16 protein-coding genes, 1 tRNA gene, 2 rRNA genes, 1 other RNA gene and 1 other annotated feature are annotated in these 15,190 nt (G+C 37.1%); of the genes, 4 read left to right on the forward strand and 16 right to left on the reverse strand.

Going from position 1 to position 15,190, the window contains the following annotated elements; all coding sequences use genetic code 11:
- The 8 genes from C568_RS0128790 to tadA form a co-directional block, all read right to left on the reverse strand.
- A 16S ribosomal RNA gene (locus tag C568_RS0128790) occupies positions 1 to 71 on the reverse strand; the annotation flags it as partial.
- Between the two features lie 231 nt (positions 72 to 302).
- Positions 303 to 572 carry a pro-sigmaK processing inhibitor BofA family protein gene (locus C568_RS0128795; RefSeq protein ID WP_018783546.1) on the reverse strand — a complete coding sequence of 90 codons (270 nt, stop codon included), beginning with the start codon at positions 570 to 572 and terminating at the stop codon, positions 303 to 305.
- 234 nt (positions 573 to 806) lie between these two features.
- The gene (locus tag C568_RS0128800; protein ID WP_003194164.1) at positions 807 to 1,028 is read right to left on the reverse strand and encodes a YaaL family protein; all 222 of its coding nucleotides are present in this window, start codon (positions 1,026 to 1,028) and stop codon (positions 807 to 809) included.
- A 14-nt stretch (positions 1,029 to 1,042) separates the two neighbouring features.
- A complete protein-coding gene (recR, locus tag C568_RS0128805) occupies positions 1,043 to 1,639 on the reverse strand; it encodes a recombination protein RecR (protein ID WP_018783547.1) in 597 nt (198 codons plus the stop codon).
- Between the two features lie 17 nt (positions 1,640 to 1,656).
- Positions 1,657 to 1,983: a YbaB/EbfC family nucleoid-associated protein gene (locus C568_RS0128810; protein ID WP_006093062.1), complete on the reverse strand. Its 327-nt coding sequence runs from the start codon at positions 1,981 to 1,983 to the stop codon at positions 1,657 to 1,659.
- 25 nt (positions 1,984 to 2,008) lie between these two features.
- Positions 2,009 to 3,697, reverse strand: coding sequence for a DNA polymerase III subunit gamma/tau (gene dnaX / locus C568_RS0128815; RefSeq protein WP_018783549.1), 1,689 nt, complete (start codon positions 3,695 to 3,697; stop codon positions 2,009 to 2,011).
- A gap of 133 nt (positions 3,698 to 3,830) precedes the next feature.
- Positions 3,831 to 4,095, reverse strand: an RNA gene (ffs, locus tag C568_RS33925) — signal recognition particle sRNA large type.
- 78 nt (positions 4,096 to 4,173) lie between these two features.
- A complete protein-coding gene (gene tadA / locus C568_RS0128820; RefSeq protein ID WP_003194173.1) occupies positions 4,174 to 4,671 on the reverse strand; it encodes a tRNA adenosine(34) deaminase TadA in 498 nt (165 codons plus the stop codon).
- 332 nt (positions 4,672 to 5,003) lie between these two features.
- On the opposite strand from tadA, the gene C568_RS0128825 reads away from it, so the two are divergent.
- The 3 genes from C568_RS0128825 to C568_RS0128835 all read left to right on the forward strand — a co-directional run bounded on the left by C568_RS0128825 (position 5,004) and on the right by C568_RS0128835 (position 6,971).
- Positions 5,004 to 5,543 carry an isochorismatase family cysteine hydrolase gene (locus C568_RS0128825; protein WP_018783550.1) on the forward strand — a complete coding sequence of 180 codons (540 nt, stop codon included), beginning with the start codon at positions 5,004 to 5,006 and terminating at the stop codon, positions 5,541 to 5,543.
- A 121-nt stretch (positions 5,544 to 5,664) separates the two neighbouring features.
- Positions 5,665 to 6,300: a deoxynucleoside kinase gene (locus C568_RS0128830; protein ID WP_006093065.1), complete on the forward strand. Its 636-nt coding sequence runs from the start codon at positions 5,665 to 5,667 to the stop codon at positions 6,298 to 6,300.
- Between the two features lie 2 nt (positions 6,301 to 6,302).
- On the forward strand, positions 6,303 to 6,971 hold the full coding sequence (locus C568_RS0128835; RefSeq protein ID WP_003194179.1) for a deoxynucleoside kinase: 669 nt from the start codon (positions 6,303 to 6,305) through the stop codon (positions 6,969 to 6,971).
- 35 nt (positions 6,972 to 7,006) lie between these two features.
- On the opposite strand, the gene C568_RS0128840 is transcribed toward C568_RS0128835, so the two are convergent.
- The 7 genes from C568_RS0128840 to guaB all read right to left on the reverse strand — a co-directional run bounded on the left by C568_RS0128840 (position 7,007) and on the right by guaB (position 13,930).
- Positions 7,007 to 7,390: a DUF3797 domain-containing protein gene (locus C568_RS0128840; protein ID WP_003205423.1), complete on the reverse strand. Its 384-nt coding sequence runs from the start codon at positions 7,388 to 7,390 to the stop codon at positions 7,007 to 7,009.
- A 167-nt stretch (positions 7,391 to 7,557) separates the two neighbouring features.
- A tRNA-Ser gene (locus tag C568_RS0128845) sits at positions 7,558 to 7,650 on the reverse strand.
- 136 nt (positions 7,651 to 7,786) lie between these two features.
- Complete coding sequence (serS, locus tag C568_RS0128850) at positions 7,787 to 9,061, reverse strand: serine--tRNA ligase (protein WP_003194183.1); 1,275 nt, start codon at positions 9,059 to 9,061, stop codon at positions 7,787 to 7,789.
- A gap of 50 nt (positions 9,062 to 9,111) precedes the next feature.
- Positions 9,112 to 9,333: a binding site (T-box leader), on the reverse strand.
- Positions 9,334 to 9,387: 54 nt separating this feature from the next.
- Positions 9,388 to 9,978, reverse strand: a complete 591-nt coding sequence (pdxT, locus tag C568_RS0128855; protein ID WP_003194184.1) for a pyridoxal 5'-phosphate synthase glutaminase subunit PdxT — start codon at positions 9,976 to 9,978, stop codon at positions 9,388 to 9,390.
- Between the two features lie 17 nt (positions 9,979 to 9,995).
- Complete coding sequence (gene pdxS, locus C568_RS0128860; protein WP_003194186.1) at positions 9,996 to 10,883, reverse strand: pyridoxal 5'-phosphate synthase lyase subunit PdxS; 888 nt, start codon at positions 10,881 to 10,883, stop codon at positions 9,996 to 9,998.
- A 159-nt stretch (positions 10,884 to 11,042) separates the two neighbouring features.
- Entirely contained in the window at positions 11,043 to 12,362 is a 1,320-nt protein-coding gene (locus C568_RS0128865; protein ID WP_018783551.1) for a serine hydrolase, read from the reverse strand.
- 104 nt (positions 12,363 to 12,466) lie between these two features.
- A complete protein-coding gene (gene guaB / locus C568_RS0128870) occupies positions 12,467 to 13,930 on the reverse strand; it encodes an IMP dehydrogenase (protein ID WP_018783552.1) in 1,464 nt (487 codons plus the stop codon).
- Positions 13,931 to 14,045: 115 nt separating this feature from the next.
- On the opposite strand from guaB, the gene C568_RS0128875 reads away from it, so the two are divergent.
- Positions 14,046 to 15,041 carry a YaaC family protein gene (locus tag C568_RS0128875; protein ID WP_018783553.1) on the forward strand — a complete coding sequence of 332 codons (996 nt, stop codon included), beginning with the start codon at positions 14,046 to 14,048 and terminating at the stop codon, positions 15,039 to 15,041.
- Positions 15,042 to 15,081: 40 nt separating this feature from the next.
- Here C568_RS0128875 and rrf read toward each other — a convergent pair.
- A 5S ribosomal RNA gene (rrf, locus tag C568_RS0128880) occupies positions 15,082 to 15,190 on the reverse strand; the annotation flags it as partial.

The following is a 15,190-nucleotide window of genomic DNA, read 5'->3' on the forward strand; positions in this document are numbered from 1 at the left end:
ATTCGCTCGACTTGCATGTATTAGGCACGCCGCCAGCGTTCATCCTGAGCCAGGATCAAACTCTCCAATAAAGTTAGTTTGTCTAGCATCTAAAATAAAAATTGACGTTTCACGTTGTTTGTTTCGTTTAGTTTTCAAAGTTCAACATCGCGTTTCAGCGACTCTTATAATATAACATTTCTCAATCACTTCGTCAACTTCTTTTTTCTTGTGTCGTTGACGACGCTTATTAATTTATCACATTAATAATTAATAAGTCAACACTATTTTTCACTTTTTTAAAATAAATGCCAAAATGTTATTCATCCTGGCATTATATATAATTTAATGATAACTAAAGCGCAAATACCCGGTACCCCCAAAATGCTACAAATAGAAGCTGTACCAATATTAATTGGAATATGAAAACCAAAATATGTTCCAATCACATTAACGGCAAACAATAATACTACACCTATCATTACTTTAACGAATATCTTTCCTATGAATTGCAACGGTTTCACTGAGGCGCCAAAAATCAGCAAAACAAGTACCAAAGCAAGAATTCCACCAATAATCAATGTAGAGTTCATTTTCCCCCTCCTTATATAACCTATACACTCTATTTGTATGGGACAAGGAAACAAAAAATACCGTTCAATTATTTTATTCAGTGTGGAGATTCATCCCTACTAATTATTAGTTCTCACTGATCGGGATTTTACGAGCAATTGATCACTTATAATTCCGCTGCATTTTTAGATTGAGATTTCGCCGCCCGAGAATAATAGTATAAAGAAAAGACCCTATTTTAAAAACAGGGTCTTTTACCATTGCTCCATTTTTACAGGACGTCTTTTTGCTTCTTTTAGTAAGAAAAAGTATTTTGCTTCTGCTATTTTCAAAGAACATAGTACATCTTGAGATGGTTCGACACTTTGTTCTACCATCCTTTTTTGACGTAACCACTCATTCTTCACTTTTTCTAATGCAGCAATTAACTTATCATCATATTCTTTTCGCAACTTGCCCTTTTTTTGAAAAAACATTTTGATTTCTCCTCTTATATTTCTCTACGGCCTTCTAGAGCCTTCGATAGCGTTACTTCATCCGCATATTCTAAATCCCCACCAACGGGAAGACCATGCGCAATACGAGTCACTTTAATACCTGTCGGTTTTAAGAGGCGGGAAATATACATCGCTGTAGCTTCCCCTTCAATATTCGGGTTCGTTGCTAAAATAACTTCTTGTACAGTTTCATCTTGTAACCTTTTTAATAACTGTGGAATATTAATGTCCTCCGGTCCAATTCCCTCCATTGGTGAGATTGCACCACGAAGCACATGATAGACACCTTGATATTCTTTCATTTTTTCCATTGCGATTACATCTTTTGCTTCCTGTACAACACAAACAACCGATTGGTCACGATGTGAATCATCACAAATATAACAAGGATCACGATCTGTAATATGTCCACAAACAGAACAGTATGTTAAATTCCGCTTTGCATTTACAAGTGATTTAGCAAAATCTAATACGTCTTCTTCTTTCATATCTAACACGAAGAAAGCCAATCGGACTGCCGTTTTCGGACCAATCCCTGGCAACTTCATAAAGCTATCGATAAGCTTCGAAATCGGTTCTGGATAATGCATATATCAATATCCTCCTACTAGAACATTCCACCTGGTAAGTTTAAGCCTTTTGTGAATTGCCCCATTGTAGAGTTTGAAAGTTCCTCAGCTTGCTTAAGTGCATCATTTGTTGCAGCTAACACAAGGTCTTGTAACATTTCGATATCTTCTGGGTCTACAACTTCTTCTTTAATTTTCACTTCAAGAATTTGCTTGTGACCATTTACAATAACGGTAACCATTCCGCCGCCAGCTGTACCTTCAACTGTTCTTTCACCAAGTTCCTCTTGTGCTTTCGCCATTTGCTTTTGCATTTTTTGCATTTGTTTCATCATGTTATTCATATTTCCCATTCCGCCACGCATCATAATAAATTCCTCCTAATTGTTATTATTCTTTTATTTCAATAAGTTGTTGCCCTACTAACTTTACCGCCTCTTCTACGAGAGGATCTACTTTTTGTTCCGCAGCTTCTTCTGAATTCCCACCTTCACATTGTAAAAATTCTTCGCGAATTTTCCCCCACTCACTCTTTGGAATTGCAATCATATTCAACCTTTTACTCAACAATTCAAAAAGAATTTGTTCTACGGTATCCATTGCATCACGATTTTCACTTGCCATTTTGCAATGTATCTCATATTGGAAAGCTAACACATAAGAATCTTCAGAAGCTGCAACTGGTTCACTATTCTCTAATAATACAGCAAACGCTACTTTATTATAGGATTTAAGTCTTCCTAGCAACTCACCCCATATACCTTTTAATTGCTCTAAATCTTGGCGTTTCGCTTGCTTTAATACTTCATGTACCCGTCCAACAGGTATTTTCATACTTCCTGTCCGCACAGGTTTTGGCGTTGTACGTGTCTCTCTTACTTCCTGTTGCGCACCAGCTGGCACACCATTCTTCTTCACATGTTCTAGTTCTTTTTCTAGTTGTTGCATTCTATTCATAATTGCTTGCAAACGGTCTGCACCATTCGTCTGCACCATAAATTGCTGGCAAAGTTGCACCATAACAACTTCTAAGAAAATCCGCGGATGATTTGTCCACTTCATCTCCTGTTGCCCCTTGCTAAGCGTATGAATAATTTCATAAATCATCTCAGGTTGCATCGCTTCACTTAGCATACGGAACTGGTCATCTACAATTACCCGTTCTAACATATGTTCCAATTGTGGTGAAGTTTGATATAAGAGCATATCACGATAATAGTAAATAAAATCTTCCATAAAACGAACTGGGTCTTTTCCTTTACTCATCATATCATCAATAATACGCAATGCTCTTGATACATCATTCTCGCGCATGCATTCTACAAGGTTACCTAAATATTGTTGAGAAACAGAACCTGTTACCGCTAAGACATCTTCAGTCGTAACTACTTCATCGCTATAAGAAATAGCTTGGTCAATCAGACTGAGTGCATCACGCATACCACCCTCAGCAGCACGCGCAACAATTTGTAATGCTTCATCTTCTACCTTTGTACCTTCATTTGTAACAACCGTCGCTAATCTCTCTACAATATCATGTACTGATATCTTCCGAAATTCAAAACGTTGACAGCGTGAAATGATTGTAGGTGGGATTTTATGAGGCTCTGTAGTCGCTAAAATAAAGATAACATGTTGTGGTGGTTCTTCTAACGTCTTTAAAAGCGCATTAAAAGCTCCCATAGAAAGCATGTGGACCTCATCAATAATGTATACTTTATATCTCACTGCACTTGGGGCATACTTTACTTTATCTCTTATATCTCGAATTTCATCTACACCGTTATTTGAAGCCGCATCAATTTCTAATACATCCGAAATAGACCCTTGTGTAATGCCTAAACACGCAGGGCATTCATTACAAGGTTCAGCTACTGGAGCATGCTCACAGTTAATTGTCTTTGCAAATACTTTTGCAATTGTCGTTTTACCTGTTCCTCTCGGGCCTGAAAATAAATAAGCATGCGAAGCTTTCTCTTGAAGAAGGGCATTTTGCAACGTTTTTGTTACGTGCTTTTGACCGACTACATCTTCAAAATTTTGCGGTCTCCATGTTCGGTATAACGCTTGGTATGACACGAAAATACGGCCTCCCTCAAAGGTTATTATCTTGTATATTATAACCCATTCTGTTTATAGATTCCAAAAGTTATTTTCTATACAAAAAACCCACCTCTTTATATAAGGTGAGTTTTGTATACATATATAACTGCCGTGCACCTTCTGTCGATTACGTACCATAAGCGTTACTTAAGCAGTTAGCTCGGTTCAGGCACTCCTGCGGCACACGAGAAAACCCGCTTATTGCTGCTTCCTTCCGGACCTGACAAGGTTCACGGGGTCCCGTTGCGCAGGACCCAAACGTCAACACCACTTACTTAAGGCAGGCCTTACAGTAACATAACCTCGAGAAGGGATTCGGCCTCGCTAGAGCGGATTGCGAGTACAGGGCACCGCTACCTCCCCGCTTAGCACGGCAAAGTTAAAACCAATATTCGGTTGCCTTAATGAAGGCAATATCAGTATAACTTGTTTCTTCATAAATTGCAAATATGTTAAGCACCTGTATTTTTATCCAATTTTTCCTTCTTCTCTTTCCTTCTTTTACGAAGCTCTCTAAAAAAATTCGTTAACAACATGCCACATTCTTCTTCCATCACACCAGATACTACTTCACATTGGTGATTAAAACGCTCGTCCGTTAAAAGGTTCATTAAAGTGCCTGCACATCCACCCTTTGGATCACTTGCACCATATACGACACGTTTTACACGGGATAACACAATTCCACCTGCGCACATCGGACATGGTTCTAATGTAACGTATAACGTTGCATTTTCTAAACGCCACGTACCTAACTTTTTACAAGCTTCATCTATAGCTAATAACTCTGCATGAGCAATTGATCGTTGCTCTGTCTCTCTTAAATTGTGAGCAACGCTGATTACTTCCCCACCGAGTACAATAACAGCTCCAATCGGAACTTCTTGTATTTCTTCAGCTTTCTTCGCTTCTTCTATTGCAAGCTGCATAAAATAAATATCTTGTTCCATAATACAGTCCTCTCATTACGAATAAAGTATTATAACCCTTTACTACTATATCAATCCATTTTGATTTTTGGACATATAACCCCCTGCTACGCAGAACAAAAAGTAAACTCCACTCATTTTATCCTTTTGTTTTCACTTGACATGGCGTAGGAAAAGGATCTGACCGCTTCTACCTATGATTGGATTCTCTCTCCAGCCCAAAAAGGAAGGTTTTATGTCAGTTTTTCAATTTATATTTATATACATACTATTCAATTACACTTCTCCTTACAGATACGGGATAACTTTCACACATTCAATCCACTCTAAAGAAAAAGGAAGGGTGATTACATATGAAAAATACCGCATTGCTCATTATTGACATGATTAACGACTTCCAATTCTCGCATGGACCAACCCTTGCACAAAAATGTAAAATAATTATAGAGCCTATTTTACACTTAAAACGAACAATGAAAATGAATGGTTATCCTGTTATTTATATTAACGATCATTATCAACTATGGAGAGCTGATATCGATCAACTTATTACTCATTGTACAAATGATTATAGCAAAAATATTATACAAGCAATCGCTCCCGGGGCAGATGATTATGTGTTTATTAAACCACATTATTCAGCATTTTATGAAACTCCCTTAAATTCTTTATTAGGACATTTAAAAGTTGAAAAACTTATCATAACAGGGATTGCAGGAAACATCTGCATTCTTTTTACAGCCAATGACGCTCATATGAGGAACTATACTCTATATGTACCTCAAGATTGCACTGCTTCTAACTCTGATCAAGATAATAAACACGCTTTAAAAATAATGGAAACAACATTAAAGGCAAATATTACACCCTCTTTTCAATTAAAACTTGAATAGCGTGCGTCGATTTTCCAACTTTTTATGACAAATTAGTCCGCTTGCTTCCCTCTTGTGCTACAATAATTCTGTTTTGTGCTTTGTATTTACAGGAAATTATGAATTGAAAGGAGGAAACAGCGTGACCGGAGTACCATTTATTACGGTTGAAGGACCTATCGGTGTTGGAAAAACTTCACTAGCGAAGGAAATTTCAGCTCACATGCAACTCCATTTATTAAAAGAGATTGTCGATGAAAATCCTTTCTTAGGGAAATTTTATGAAAACATTGAAGAATGGAGTTTTCAAACAGAAATGTTCTTTCTTTGCAATCGCTATAAACAATTGGAAGACATTAATATAAAATACTTGAATCAGCGTAAACCAGTGGTAGCAGATTATCATATACTTAAAAATTTAATTTTTGCATCTCGCTCATTAAAAGACGCTCAATATGACAAGTACATGCAAATTTATCGTATTCTTACGCAAGATATGCCCGTACCAAATGTCATTGTATATTTAACAGCAAGTCTAGAAACATTACAAAAACGAATTGCAATGCGTGGACGTGAATTTGAGAAAAACATGGATCCAAATTACTTACTACAACTCACTAAAGATTATGAAACGGCAATGGATGCTTTTAAAAAGGACCATCCTGATATTCCAGTATTAAAATTCAATGGAGATAACATGGATTTCGTGAAGAACAGTGACGATCTAAATGTAATTTTATCCACTCTCCAAAATACACTCTTAAAGGGGACGAAATAGCAATGAATTTAAGGGAAAAGTATGATATACCAAATGATGCAGTAATTACAATTGCTGGTACAGTTGGCGTTGGTAAATCAACTATGACAACCACACTTGCCAATGCTTTAGGTTACCGAACATCATTTGAAAAAGTAGATTCAAATCCATATTTAGATAAGTTCTATGCTGATTTCACGCGCTGGAGCTTTCACTTACAAGTTTATTTTTTAGCAGAAAGATTTAAAGAACAAAAAAGAATTTTCGAATACGGCGGTGGCTTTGTACAGGATCGTTCTATCTATGAAGATACTGGCATTTTTGCGAAAATGCATCACGAAAAAGGAACAATGACAGAAACAGATTATGAAACATACAAAGGGTTATTCGATGCAATGGTTATGACACCTTACTTCCCGCACCCAGACTTATTAATCTATCTAGAAGGTTCTTTTGATGATATTGTCAGTCGTATTCAAGAACGTGGTCGCCCTATGGAACAACAAACTCCAATTGAGTATTGGCAAGAAATGCACGGACGTTATGAAAACTGGATTAATAACTTTAATTCATGTCCTGTCCTACGCTTAAATATTAATGAATACGATATTTTAAAAGATGAAGACTCAATTGAACCAATTATTAAGAAAATTGGTCATTTCTTAAAACAAACACGTAAGCTTGTAAAATAAAAAACCCGTGCGAATGCACGGGTTTTCCTATTAACTTACTTTTTCTTTTTCGTTGGAGCAATAATTTCGCTCTCTGGTTTCCCAGCATTAATACGCTGACGAACCGTACTTGTACTAATATCATATGTCTCAGCAATTTCTTTAACGGTCATTTCTTTTCCATTAATGATTGCTGTTAATACTTTACCAGTACGTTTTGGAGCTACTTCTTTTTTTGTAGTTTGTTTCGGTGCTTCTACTTTTCTCAATTCTTTCTTCACATTACAAGTACAACCGCAAAGTTTACGGAATGTATCATCACTTATAATACGTGATACGTTTGCACCACTATTTAAAATTCTATTGTTCTTACAGACTGGACATTGTACATAGTATAAAGTTTTTCCATCTAAAGGAAACGTTTGTATAATAAGATCCATGTTGACTCCTTTCATATCTATGAAGATAATCATCGGAATATGAGTGTTTCATAAGGCGTTTTCCCGCCTTACATCATACTTTCTGATTGGTTTTAAAATAAAAACTCGTTACGTGTTGGTAACGAGTTCTCCAATCTCCACTTATATGCGCTGTTGTCAATTATATCTGGAGGAGGTAGAGGGATTCGAACCCCCGCGCGACTCTCGCCGCCTGTCGGTTTTCAAGACCGATCCCTTCAGCCAGACTTGGGTATACCTCCGTATTGACATCAAATATAATATCAAAAGAAAAACAGTTAGTCAAGTACACTATAATAAATTATAGGAAAAGGAAAAAACAATCTCCTTTTCCTACATTTTTTTACTGACAACACTCATACCGATGAAAGTTTCAATTTATTTAATAACTGTTTTTCCTCCCATATAAGGGCGAAGAACTTCTGGAATTATAATTGTACCATCTTCTTGTTGATAGTTTTCTAAAACAGCTGCAACTGTACGTCCAATTGCAAGTCCAGATCCATTTAGTGTATGAACAGGTTCTGGTTTTGCATTCGGCTCACGACGGAAGCGAATATTCGCACGTCTTGCTTGGAATGCTTCGAAGTTACTACAAGAAGAAATCTCACGATACGTGCCATAGCTTGGAATCCATACTTCAATATCGTATTTCTTCGCTGCTGTAAATCCTAAATCTCCTGTACACATGCTCATAACACGATATGGTAGACCTAATAATTGTAACACGCGTTCCGCATCATTTGTTAATTTTTCTAATTCTTCATAAGAATCTTCTGGTTTAACAAATTTCACAAGCTCAACTTTATTAAATTGATGCTGACGGATTAAACCACGTGTATCGCGTCCAGCTGATCCTGCTTCAGAACGGAAACAAGAGCTAAATGCTGCATAACGAATTGGTAATTGCTCTGAACTTAAGATTTCGTCACGGTGCATGTTTGTTACAGGAACCTCAGCTGTAGGAATTAAGAAATAATCTTCACTCTCAATACGGAACGCATCTTCTTCAAACTTTGGAAGTTGTCCCGTTCCTGTCATACTTGCACGGTTTACCATATACGGAGGTAAAACTTCTTCATATCCATGTTCATCAGTATGAAGATCCAGCATAAAGCTAATTAAAGCACGTTCCAATCTTGCACCTGCACCTTTATAGAATACAAAGCGGCTTCCCGTTACTTTAGCAGCACGCTCAAAATCTAAAATTCCTAAATCAGTTGCAAGATCCCAGTGAGGTTTTGGTTCAAAGTTAAATTCTTTTACTTCTCCCCAAGTACGCGCTACCACGTTATCATCTTCTGTTTCGCCAATTGGTGCAGACTCATGTGGGATATTTGGAATAGAAAGCATTAATCTCTCTAAATCTTCTTCAACTATACGAAGTTCGTTATCAAAATCCTTTACCTTTTCCCCTACTTCACGCATCTCTAAAATTAATGCCTCTGCATCTTTCTTTTCGCGCTTTAACACAGAGATTTGTTGAGACACTTCATTACGTTTACTTTTCAATTCCTCTGTTTGAACAAGTAGCTCTCTTCTTCTTGTATCTAATTCTTCAAAACGACCGAAATCAGTTAAATCTTCACCTCTATGCTGTAACTTTGCTTTTACTTCTTCAAAATTCGCACGTAAAAATTTAATATCAAGCATTATATATTCCTCCTTTTATTTTATAAAACACAAAAACTCCCGTCCCTGTAAAAAGGGACGGGAGTTAACCCGCGTTGCCACCCTAGTTGAAAGCAATATTGCTTTCCTCTCAAGTAGAAATAACGACTCTTCACCGGAAATGTTTACTAATCATAAAGATATTCCACATTTCATTCCAGGATGGATTCACAAACTGTTTCTATCGGTTTCCACCAGCCACCGACTCTCTATAAGAAACAACATTTGTTACTACTTCCTATCAACACGTTTATTTTATAAAATTGTTACCATCAATTTACTATAATCTTACACAAGTTGCAAGTTACTTATACAACTTTTTTCATTTTCTCCTCTTTCACCATCTGTACAAAATATGCTGTAACACGATGGTCATCCGTTAACTCCGGATGGAAAGAAGCTGCTAAAAATGGTCCTTGTCTTACCGCTACCATTCGGTCATTGTGCATAGAAAGAATTTCTACGTTATCCCCTACACTTACAACGTATGGCGCACGAATAAATACACCAATAAAGTCTTCTCCTACACCTTTTATCGAAAGGGAAGCTTCGAAGCTATCCTTTTGGCGTCCAAACGCATTACGTTCAACTGTAATATCCATAGCACCGATGTGGGATTCTTCATAACCAATAAGATTGTTTGCAAGTAAAATCATACCTGCACACGTACCGAACATTGGTTTACCAGATTTCGCAAATTCACGAAGTGCCCCCATAAAATCGTACTTATCAATAAGACGGCGCATTGTTGTACTTTCACCGCCTGGCAAAATAAGGCCATCAATTTCTTCAAGTTGCTCCACACGCTTTACAATTACAGCATCTGCACCACTTGCTTCAACTGCCTTTACATGTTCGCGAACAGCTCCTTGAAGACCTAATACACCGACTTTAACCATTTGAAAATCTCCTTTAATTACCAACCGCGTTCTTGCATGCGTTGTTCTGGTAATAATGTTGAAATTTCGACACCTTTCATTGCAGTACCTAATCCTTTAGAAAGGCTTGCAATTAGCTCATAATCTTCGTAATGTGTCGTTGCTTCAACAATAGCACGTGCAAATTTTTCTGGGTTTTCTGATTTGAAAATACCAGATCCTACGAACACACCATCTGCACCAAGTTGCATCATTAATGCAGCATCTGCCGGCGTTGCTACACCACCTGCTGCAAAGTTTACAACTGGTAGGCGACCAAGACGTTTGATTTCAAGTAATACTTCATAAGGAGCTCCAGTATTTTTTGCATATGTCATTAATTCGTCTTCACGTAGGCTTACAACTTGATGGATTTCTGCGTTTACTTGACGCATATGACGTACTGCTTCTACAATGTTCCCTGTTCCAGGCTCGCCTTTTGTACGAAGCATAGATGCACCTTCCGCAATACGACGCGCTGCTTCTCCAATATCACGACATCCACATACAAATGGAACAGTGTAATCACGTTTATTTAAATGATATACTTCATCAGCTGGAGTTAATACTTCACTCTCATCAATGTAGTCTACCCCTAATGATTCCAGTACACGTGCTTCCACGAGGTGACCAATACGGCATTTTGCCATAACTGGAATTGATACAGCACCCATAACTTCTTCAACAATTGTTGGATCTGCCATACGTGCAACGCCACCTGCTGCACGAATATCTGCAGGAACGCGCTCTAGTGCCATAACAGCAACTGCGCCCGCTTCCTCTGCAATTCTTGCTTGCTCAGCGTTAACTACGTCCATGATAACGCCGCCTTTTTGCATTTCTGCCATTCCACGTTTTACACGTTCTGTCCCTGTTACATTTGTCATGTACAAAAACCTCCCTAGGTGAATTGCTTTTCCCCATTAACGGCGAAAATTGAGAATACTCTTACATTCTACCACTAACTATTAGAGGCTTGTCCACTACTTTTTCATAAAGTCGGTATGAAAAATAGGAATAAAAAAAGCTCCTACAACGAGGAGCTCTTAAAACCAACCTTTTACTGTATCAACAGCACTGTTCCAAATACCACTAAAGAAAGAACCGATACCACGCATAGAACGTACAAACCAGTTTGCCTTTTCTACTTCTGATTTTGTAATAAGATCTACTTGTAATGATTTACCTGATAGGAATCCAGGATCATTATTATCTTTAGGTGATATAATCATTTGACCAAGTGTTGTACCTTTTTTAATTGGTGCTTCTTTATCTTTGCTTACATCTTTAAATTCTGTTTTATAGACGTCTTTACTTCCTTTTAACATCGGAAGCGCAATTGCTTGTTTAGTCTGAATTGTTACATCTTTATCTTTCGCATTTTCTACTCGTACAGTTTCATGTCCTTTTACCGCAGATCCTTTTGGATATACCTTTTTCACTTCAAAGTTTGTAAAACCGTAATCAAACAATTTCTTTGTTTCGTCAAAACGTGCTGTATGAGAATTTGTTTTAATAACGACAGAAATTAAACGCATACCATTTCTTTCAGCTGTACCCGTAAAACAATCTCCAGCTTCTGGAGTAGATCCTGTTTTCAAACCATCTACACCTTCATATTCCTTAACTAATCCTTTTAGCATCCAATTCCAGTTATCCATTTTAACAGGATATTTTCCACCTTCTTGGAATACTTTTTTCGGAATTTTAGCTGTTTCTAATACTTTTGGAAAATCTTGAATAAGATGTTGTGCTAAAATTGCACAATCTCTAGCAGACATTTTATTTTCCTCGTCTGGAGTTGTACCTTCAGGTTGTTGTCCTTTTAAATCATGATTTGTTAAGCCAGTAGAGTTTACGAATTTATAATTCTTCAATCCAAGCTCTTTTGCTTTATCATTCATCATTTTTACGAAATCTGCTTCTTTACCTGCAATTGCTTCAGCTAAAGCAATTGTTGCTCCGTTTGCAGAATAAATTGCCATCGCTTCATATAGCTCTTTTACCGTGTAAGAGCCACCATTTTCTAATGGAACGTTTGATAATGAGCGATCTTGTGAAATCATATGTGCGTATTCAGAAACTTTTACCTTTTGGTCCCACTTAAGTTTTCCTTTAGCCACCGCTTCATTAACTAAGTATTCACTCATCATTTTTGTCATACTAGCAATCGCTAATAATTCATCTGCATTTTTTTGATATAAAATTTTTCCAGAATCTGCTTCTACTAAAATTGCTGCTCCTGCTTCAACATTTAAAGCAGCACCTGTTTCTGCCGATGCACTACCATATGTAACAAACATGCTACAAAATAGTGTAAGCACTGTTACTATTGCAATAAATCGCTTGCAAAACATACCTTTCACTTTTGTTACCCCCAATATCTTTGTACTCACATAACCGTTATTCTAACATAATCAAAAAAAAATAGACAGAGATATCAAATCTCCATCTATTTACATATAAGACATTATAAAGAGTAATTTGGTGCCTCTTTTGTAATTTGTACGTGATGTGGGTGACTTTCACGTAAACCAGCACCTGACATACGAATAAATTGTGCATTCTCACGTAAGAATTCTAAGTCATTTGCTCCGCAATACCCCATACCTGCACGTAAACCACCAACTAATTGGTGAACTGTATCAGCTAAAGGTCCTTTATATGGCACACGGCCTTCGATACCTTCTGGAACAAGTTTTTTATTACCTTCTTGGAAGTAACGATCTTTACTTCCTTTTTCCATTGCTCCAACAGAGCCCATACCACGATACACTTTAAATTGGCGACCTTGGTAAATTTCAGTTTCTCCTGGACTTTCAGCTACACCAGCAAACATACTACCAAGCATTACAACGTGTGCTCCTGCTGCTAAAGCTTTTACCATATCACCAGAGTATTTAATACCACCATCAGCAATGACTGGAATACCGTGCTTACGAGCTTCTGTCGCACAATCATATACAGCTGTTAATTGTGGTACACCAACACCAGCTACAACGCGTGTTGTACAAATAGAACCTGGTCCAATACCAACTTTGATAACATTTGCACCTGCTTCAATTAATGCGCGTGTCGCTTCAGCTGTGGCAACGTTACCTGCAATAATATTTAGTGTTGGGTACTTCGCACGAACTTCTTTCACCTTCTCAATGACACCTTGAGAATGTCCATGAGCTGTATCAAGTACAATTACGTCTACGTTTGCTTTTACTAATGCATCGATACGAAGAATAGCGTCTGCAGTTACACCAACTGCTGCTCCAACTAACAAACGACCTTGCTTGTCTTTTGCTGAGTTTGGAAACTCAATTACTTTTTCAATATCTTTAATTGTGATAAGCCCTTGTAATACACCGTTATTATCAACAAGAGGGAGCTTTTCAATTTTATATTTCTGTAGGATCTTTTCAGCTTCTTCTAGCGTAGTGCCAACTGGAGCTGTAATCAACTTTTCTTTTGTCATTACATCGGAAATTTTAATAGAGTAGTCTTGAATAAAACGCATATCACGGTTTGTAATAATACCAACTAATTTTTGCTCTTCTAAGTTATTTACAATTGGTACACCTGAGATACGATATTTTCCCATAAGATGCTCTGCATCATATACTTGATGATCTGGAGTTAAAAAGAAAGGATCTGAAATAACGCCGCTTTCAGAGCGTTTTACTTTATCAACCTGCTCAGCTTGTTGCTCGATAGACATATTCTTATGAATAACTCCTAAACCACCTTGACGTGCCATTGCAATAGCCATATCAGCTTCTGTTACTGTATCCATTCCTGCGCTAATTAAAGGAATGTTTAACTGCAAGCTTTCAGATAGAACTGTCTTAACACTTACTTCTCTTGGCAATACATCTGACTTCGCTGGTACAAGTAATACATCATCGAATGTCAAACCTTCTTTAACAAATTTAGATTCCCACATAATTGTTCCCCCCATGATACCAGAAATTATTATTAGTAGCTTAACAATTGGTTAAAATACTGTCAAGAAAGTGCGTAAATGTTAGAATTTTTAGATAATAAAAGGAGCGTAATATATGCATCATACATCTCATACTTGGCAGCAATTAAGTTTCTTTTTTTCATCCCAACATGTACAGCGTTATCTTGCCCGCTGTTATGAAAAATTACCTATTGAAAACGCTGAAAAAAAAAGCTTCGAAAATTGTTACCCTTTTATTTATTACTTAGAGCACGGAAAAAGTTATTATGAATTATGTAAAACTGCACCTTTTTCAATCCAACCTATGCTGTTATTTTATGGAATGAGTCAACTTTTAAAAGCGTGCTTATTGACTGTTGATCCTAACTATCCAGAAACAACAACAGTTTTGGCACATGGAGTAACAACACGTAAACGAAAAAAACAAGGATATCAGTTTTTAGAGGATGAGGTTAAAGTGCAGAAGAATGGATTATTCACCCATGTTGCAGAACGGATGTTTCACATGAAACACTTGGAGGCCGAGAAATTTATTATGTTAGAACTAATGGGGAAAATCCCCGAATTAGAAACCTTATTCCAGTATAGTCAAAAAGAGAAAATGTTATATAAGGTTCATACGGTAGACGAACATCATATTTCATTTTCTTCCAACATACTTGATCGTCTACATATGACGAAAGAGCGTTTTTCTCGTTACATAGAAACATCTTGTAAACATCTCAGTATACAGTACACACCAAGTAAAACCTTTGAATCTGATCTACTATTCTCAGCTTCCACTAAAACATGGAACCCTTTGTACAGTACACCTTTATCTTTTGATTGCAATACCAGCACTTACTATTTGCCAATAACTAAAGACGTAAGAAGTTGTAAATTATTCTTACCAGAACCACTCATACATTATTTATTGCTCTACAATTTAAGCATGATTTCTCGCTACGAGACCGACTGGTGGTACGACTTATTAGGAAGCTATGCCTCCGAAGATTACCCATTTATTTATCAATTTTTAGGAATCTCTACAAAGAAAATCCCTTACTATGTTTTACTGTTTTTACTAGGTCAACAATTCCCTATTTCTTAGGAAATAAAAAAGCACGAGTCAAATGACTCGTGCTTTAATTGCTTGGCGACGTCCTACTCTCACAGGGACAAGGTCCCAACTACCATCGGCGCTAGAGAGCTTAACTTCCGTGTTCGGTATGGGAACGGGTGTGACCTCTCTGCCATCAT

It is taken from the genome of Bacillus sp. 95MFCvi2.1, assembly GCF_000374965.1.
In the GTDB taxonomy this organism is placed as follows: domain Bacteria; phylum Bacillota; class Bacilli; order Bacillales; family Bacillaceae_G; genus Bacillus_A; species Bacillus_A pseudomycoides.

What these genes read in the sequence shown, in the direction of transcription:
- C568_RS0128795 (WP_018783546.1), bottom strand. Translation starts at nt 572, where the DNA reads ATGAACTCTACATTGATTATTGGTGGAATTCTTGCTTTGGTACTTGTT.
- C568_RS0128800 (WP_003194164.1), bottom strand. Translation starts at nt 1,028, where the DNA reads ATGTTTTTTCAAAAAAAGGGCAAGTTGCGAAAAGAATATGATGATAAG.
- recR (WP_018783547.1), bottom strand. Translation starts at nt 1,639, where the DNA reads ATGCATTATCCAGAACCGATTTCGAAGCTTATCGATAGCTTTATGAAG.
- C568_RS0128810 (WP_006093062.1), bottom strand. Translation starts at nt 1,983, where the DNA reads ATGCGTGGCGGAATGGGAAATATGAATAACATGATGAAACAAATGCAA.
- tadA (WP_003194173.1), bottom strand. Translation starts at nt 4,671, where the DNA reads ATGGAACAAGATATTTATTTTATGCAGCTTGCAATAGAAGAAGCGAAG.
- C568_RS0128825 (WP_018783550.1), top strand. Translation starts at nt 5,004, where the DNA reads ATGAAAAATACCGCATTGCTCATTATTGACATGATTAACGACTTCCAA.
- C568_RS0128835 (WP_003194179.1), top strand. Translation starts at nt 6,303, where the DNA reads ATGAATTTAAGGGAAAAGTATGATATACCAAATGATGCAGTAATTACA.
- C568_RS0128840 (WP_003205423.1), bottom strand. Translation starts at nt 7,390, where the DNA reads ATGGATCTTATTATACAAACGTTTCCTTTAGATGGAAAAACTTTATAC.
- serS (WP_003194183.1), bottom strand. Translation starts at nt 9,061, where the DNA reads ATGCTTGATATTAAATTTTTACGTGCGAATTTTGAAGAAGTAAAAGCA.
- pdxT (WP_003194184.1), bottom strand. Translation starts at nt 9,978, where the DNA reads ATGGTTAAAGTCGGTGTATTAGGTCTTCAAGGAGCTGTTCGCGAACAT.
- pdxS (WP_003194186.1), bottom strand. Translation starts at nt 10,883, where the DNA reads ATGACAAATGTAACAGGGACAGAACGTGTAAAACGTGGAATGGCAGAA.
- guaB (WP_018783552.1), bottom strand. Translation starts at nt 13,930, where the DNA reads ATGTGGGAATCTAAATTTGTTAAAGAAGGTTTGACATTCGATGATGTA.
- C568_RS0128875 (WP_018783553.1), top strand. Translation starts at nt 14,046, where the DNA reads ATGCATCATACATCTCATACTTGGCAGCAATTAAGTTTCTTTTTTTCA.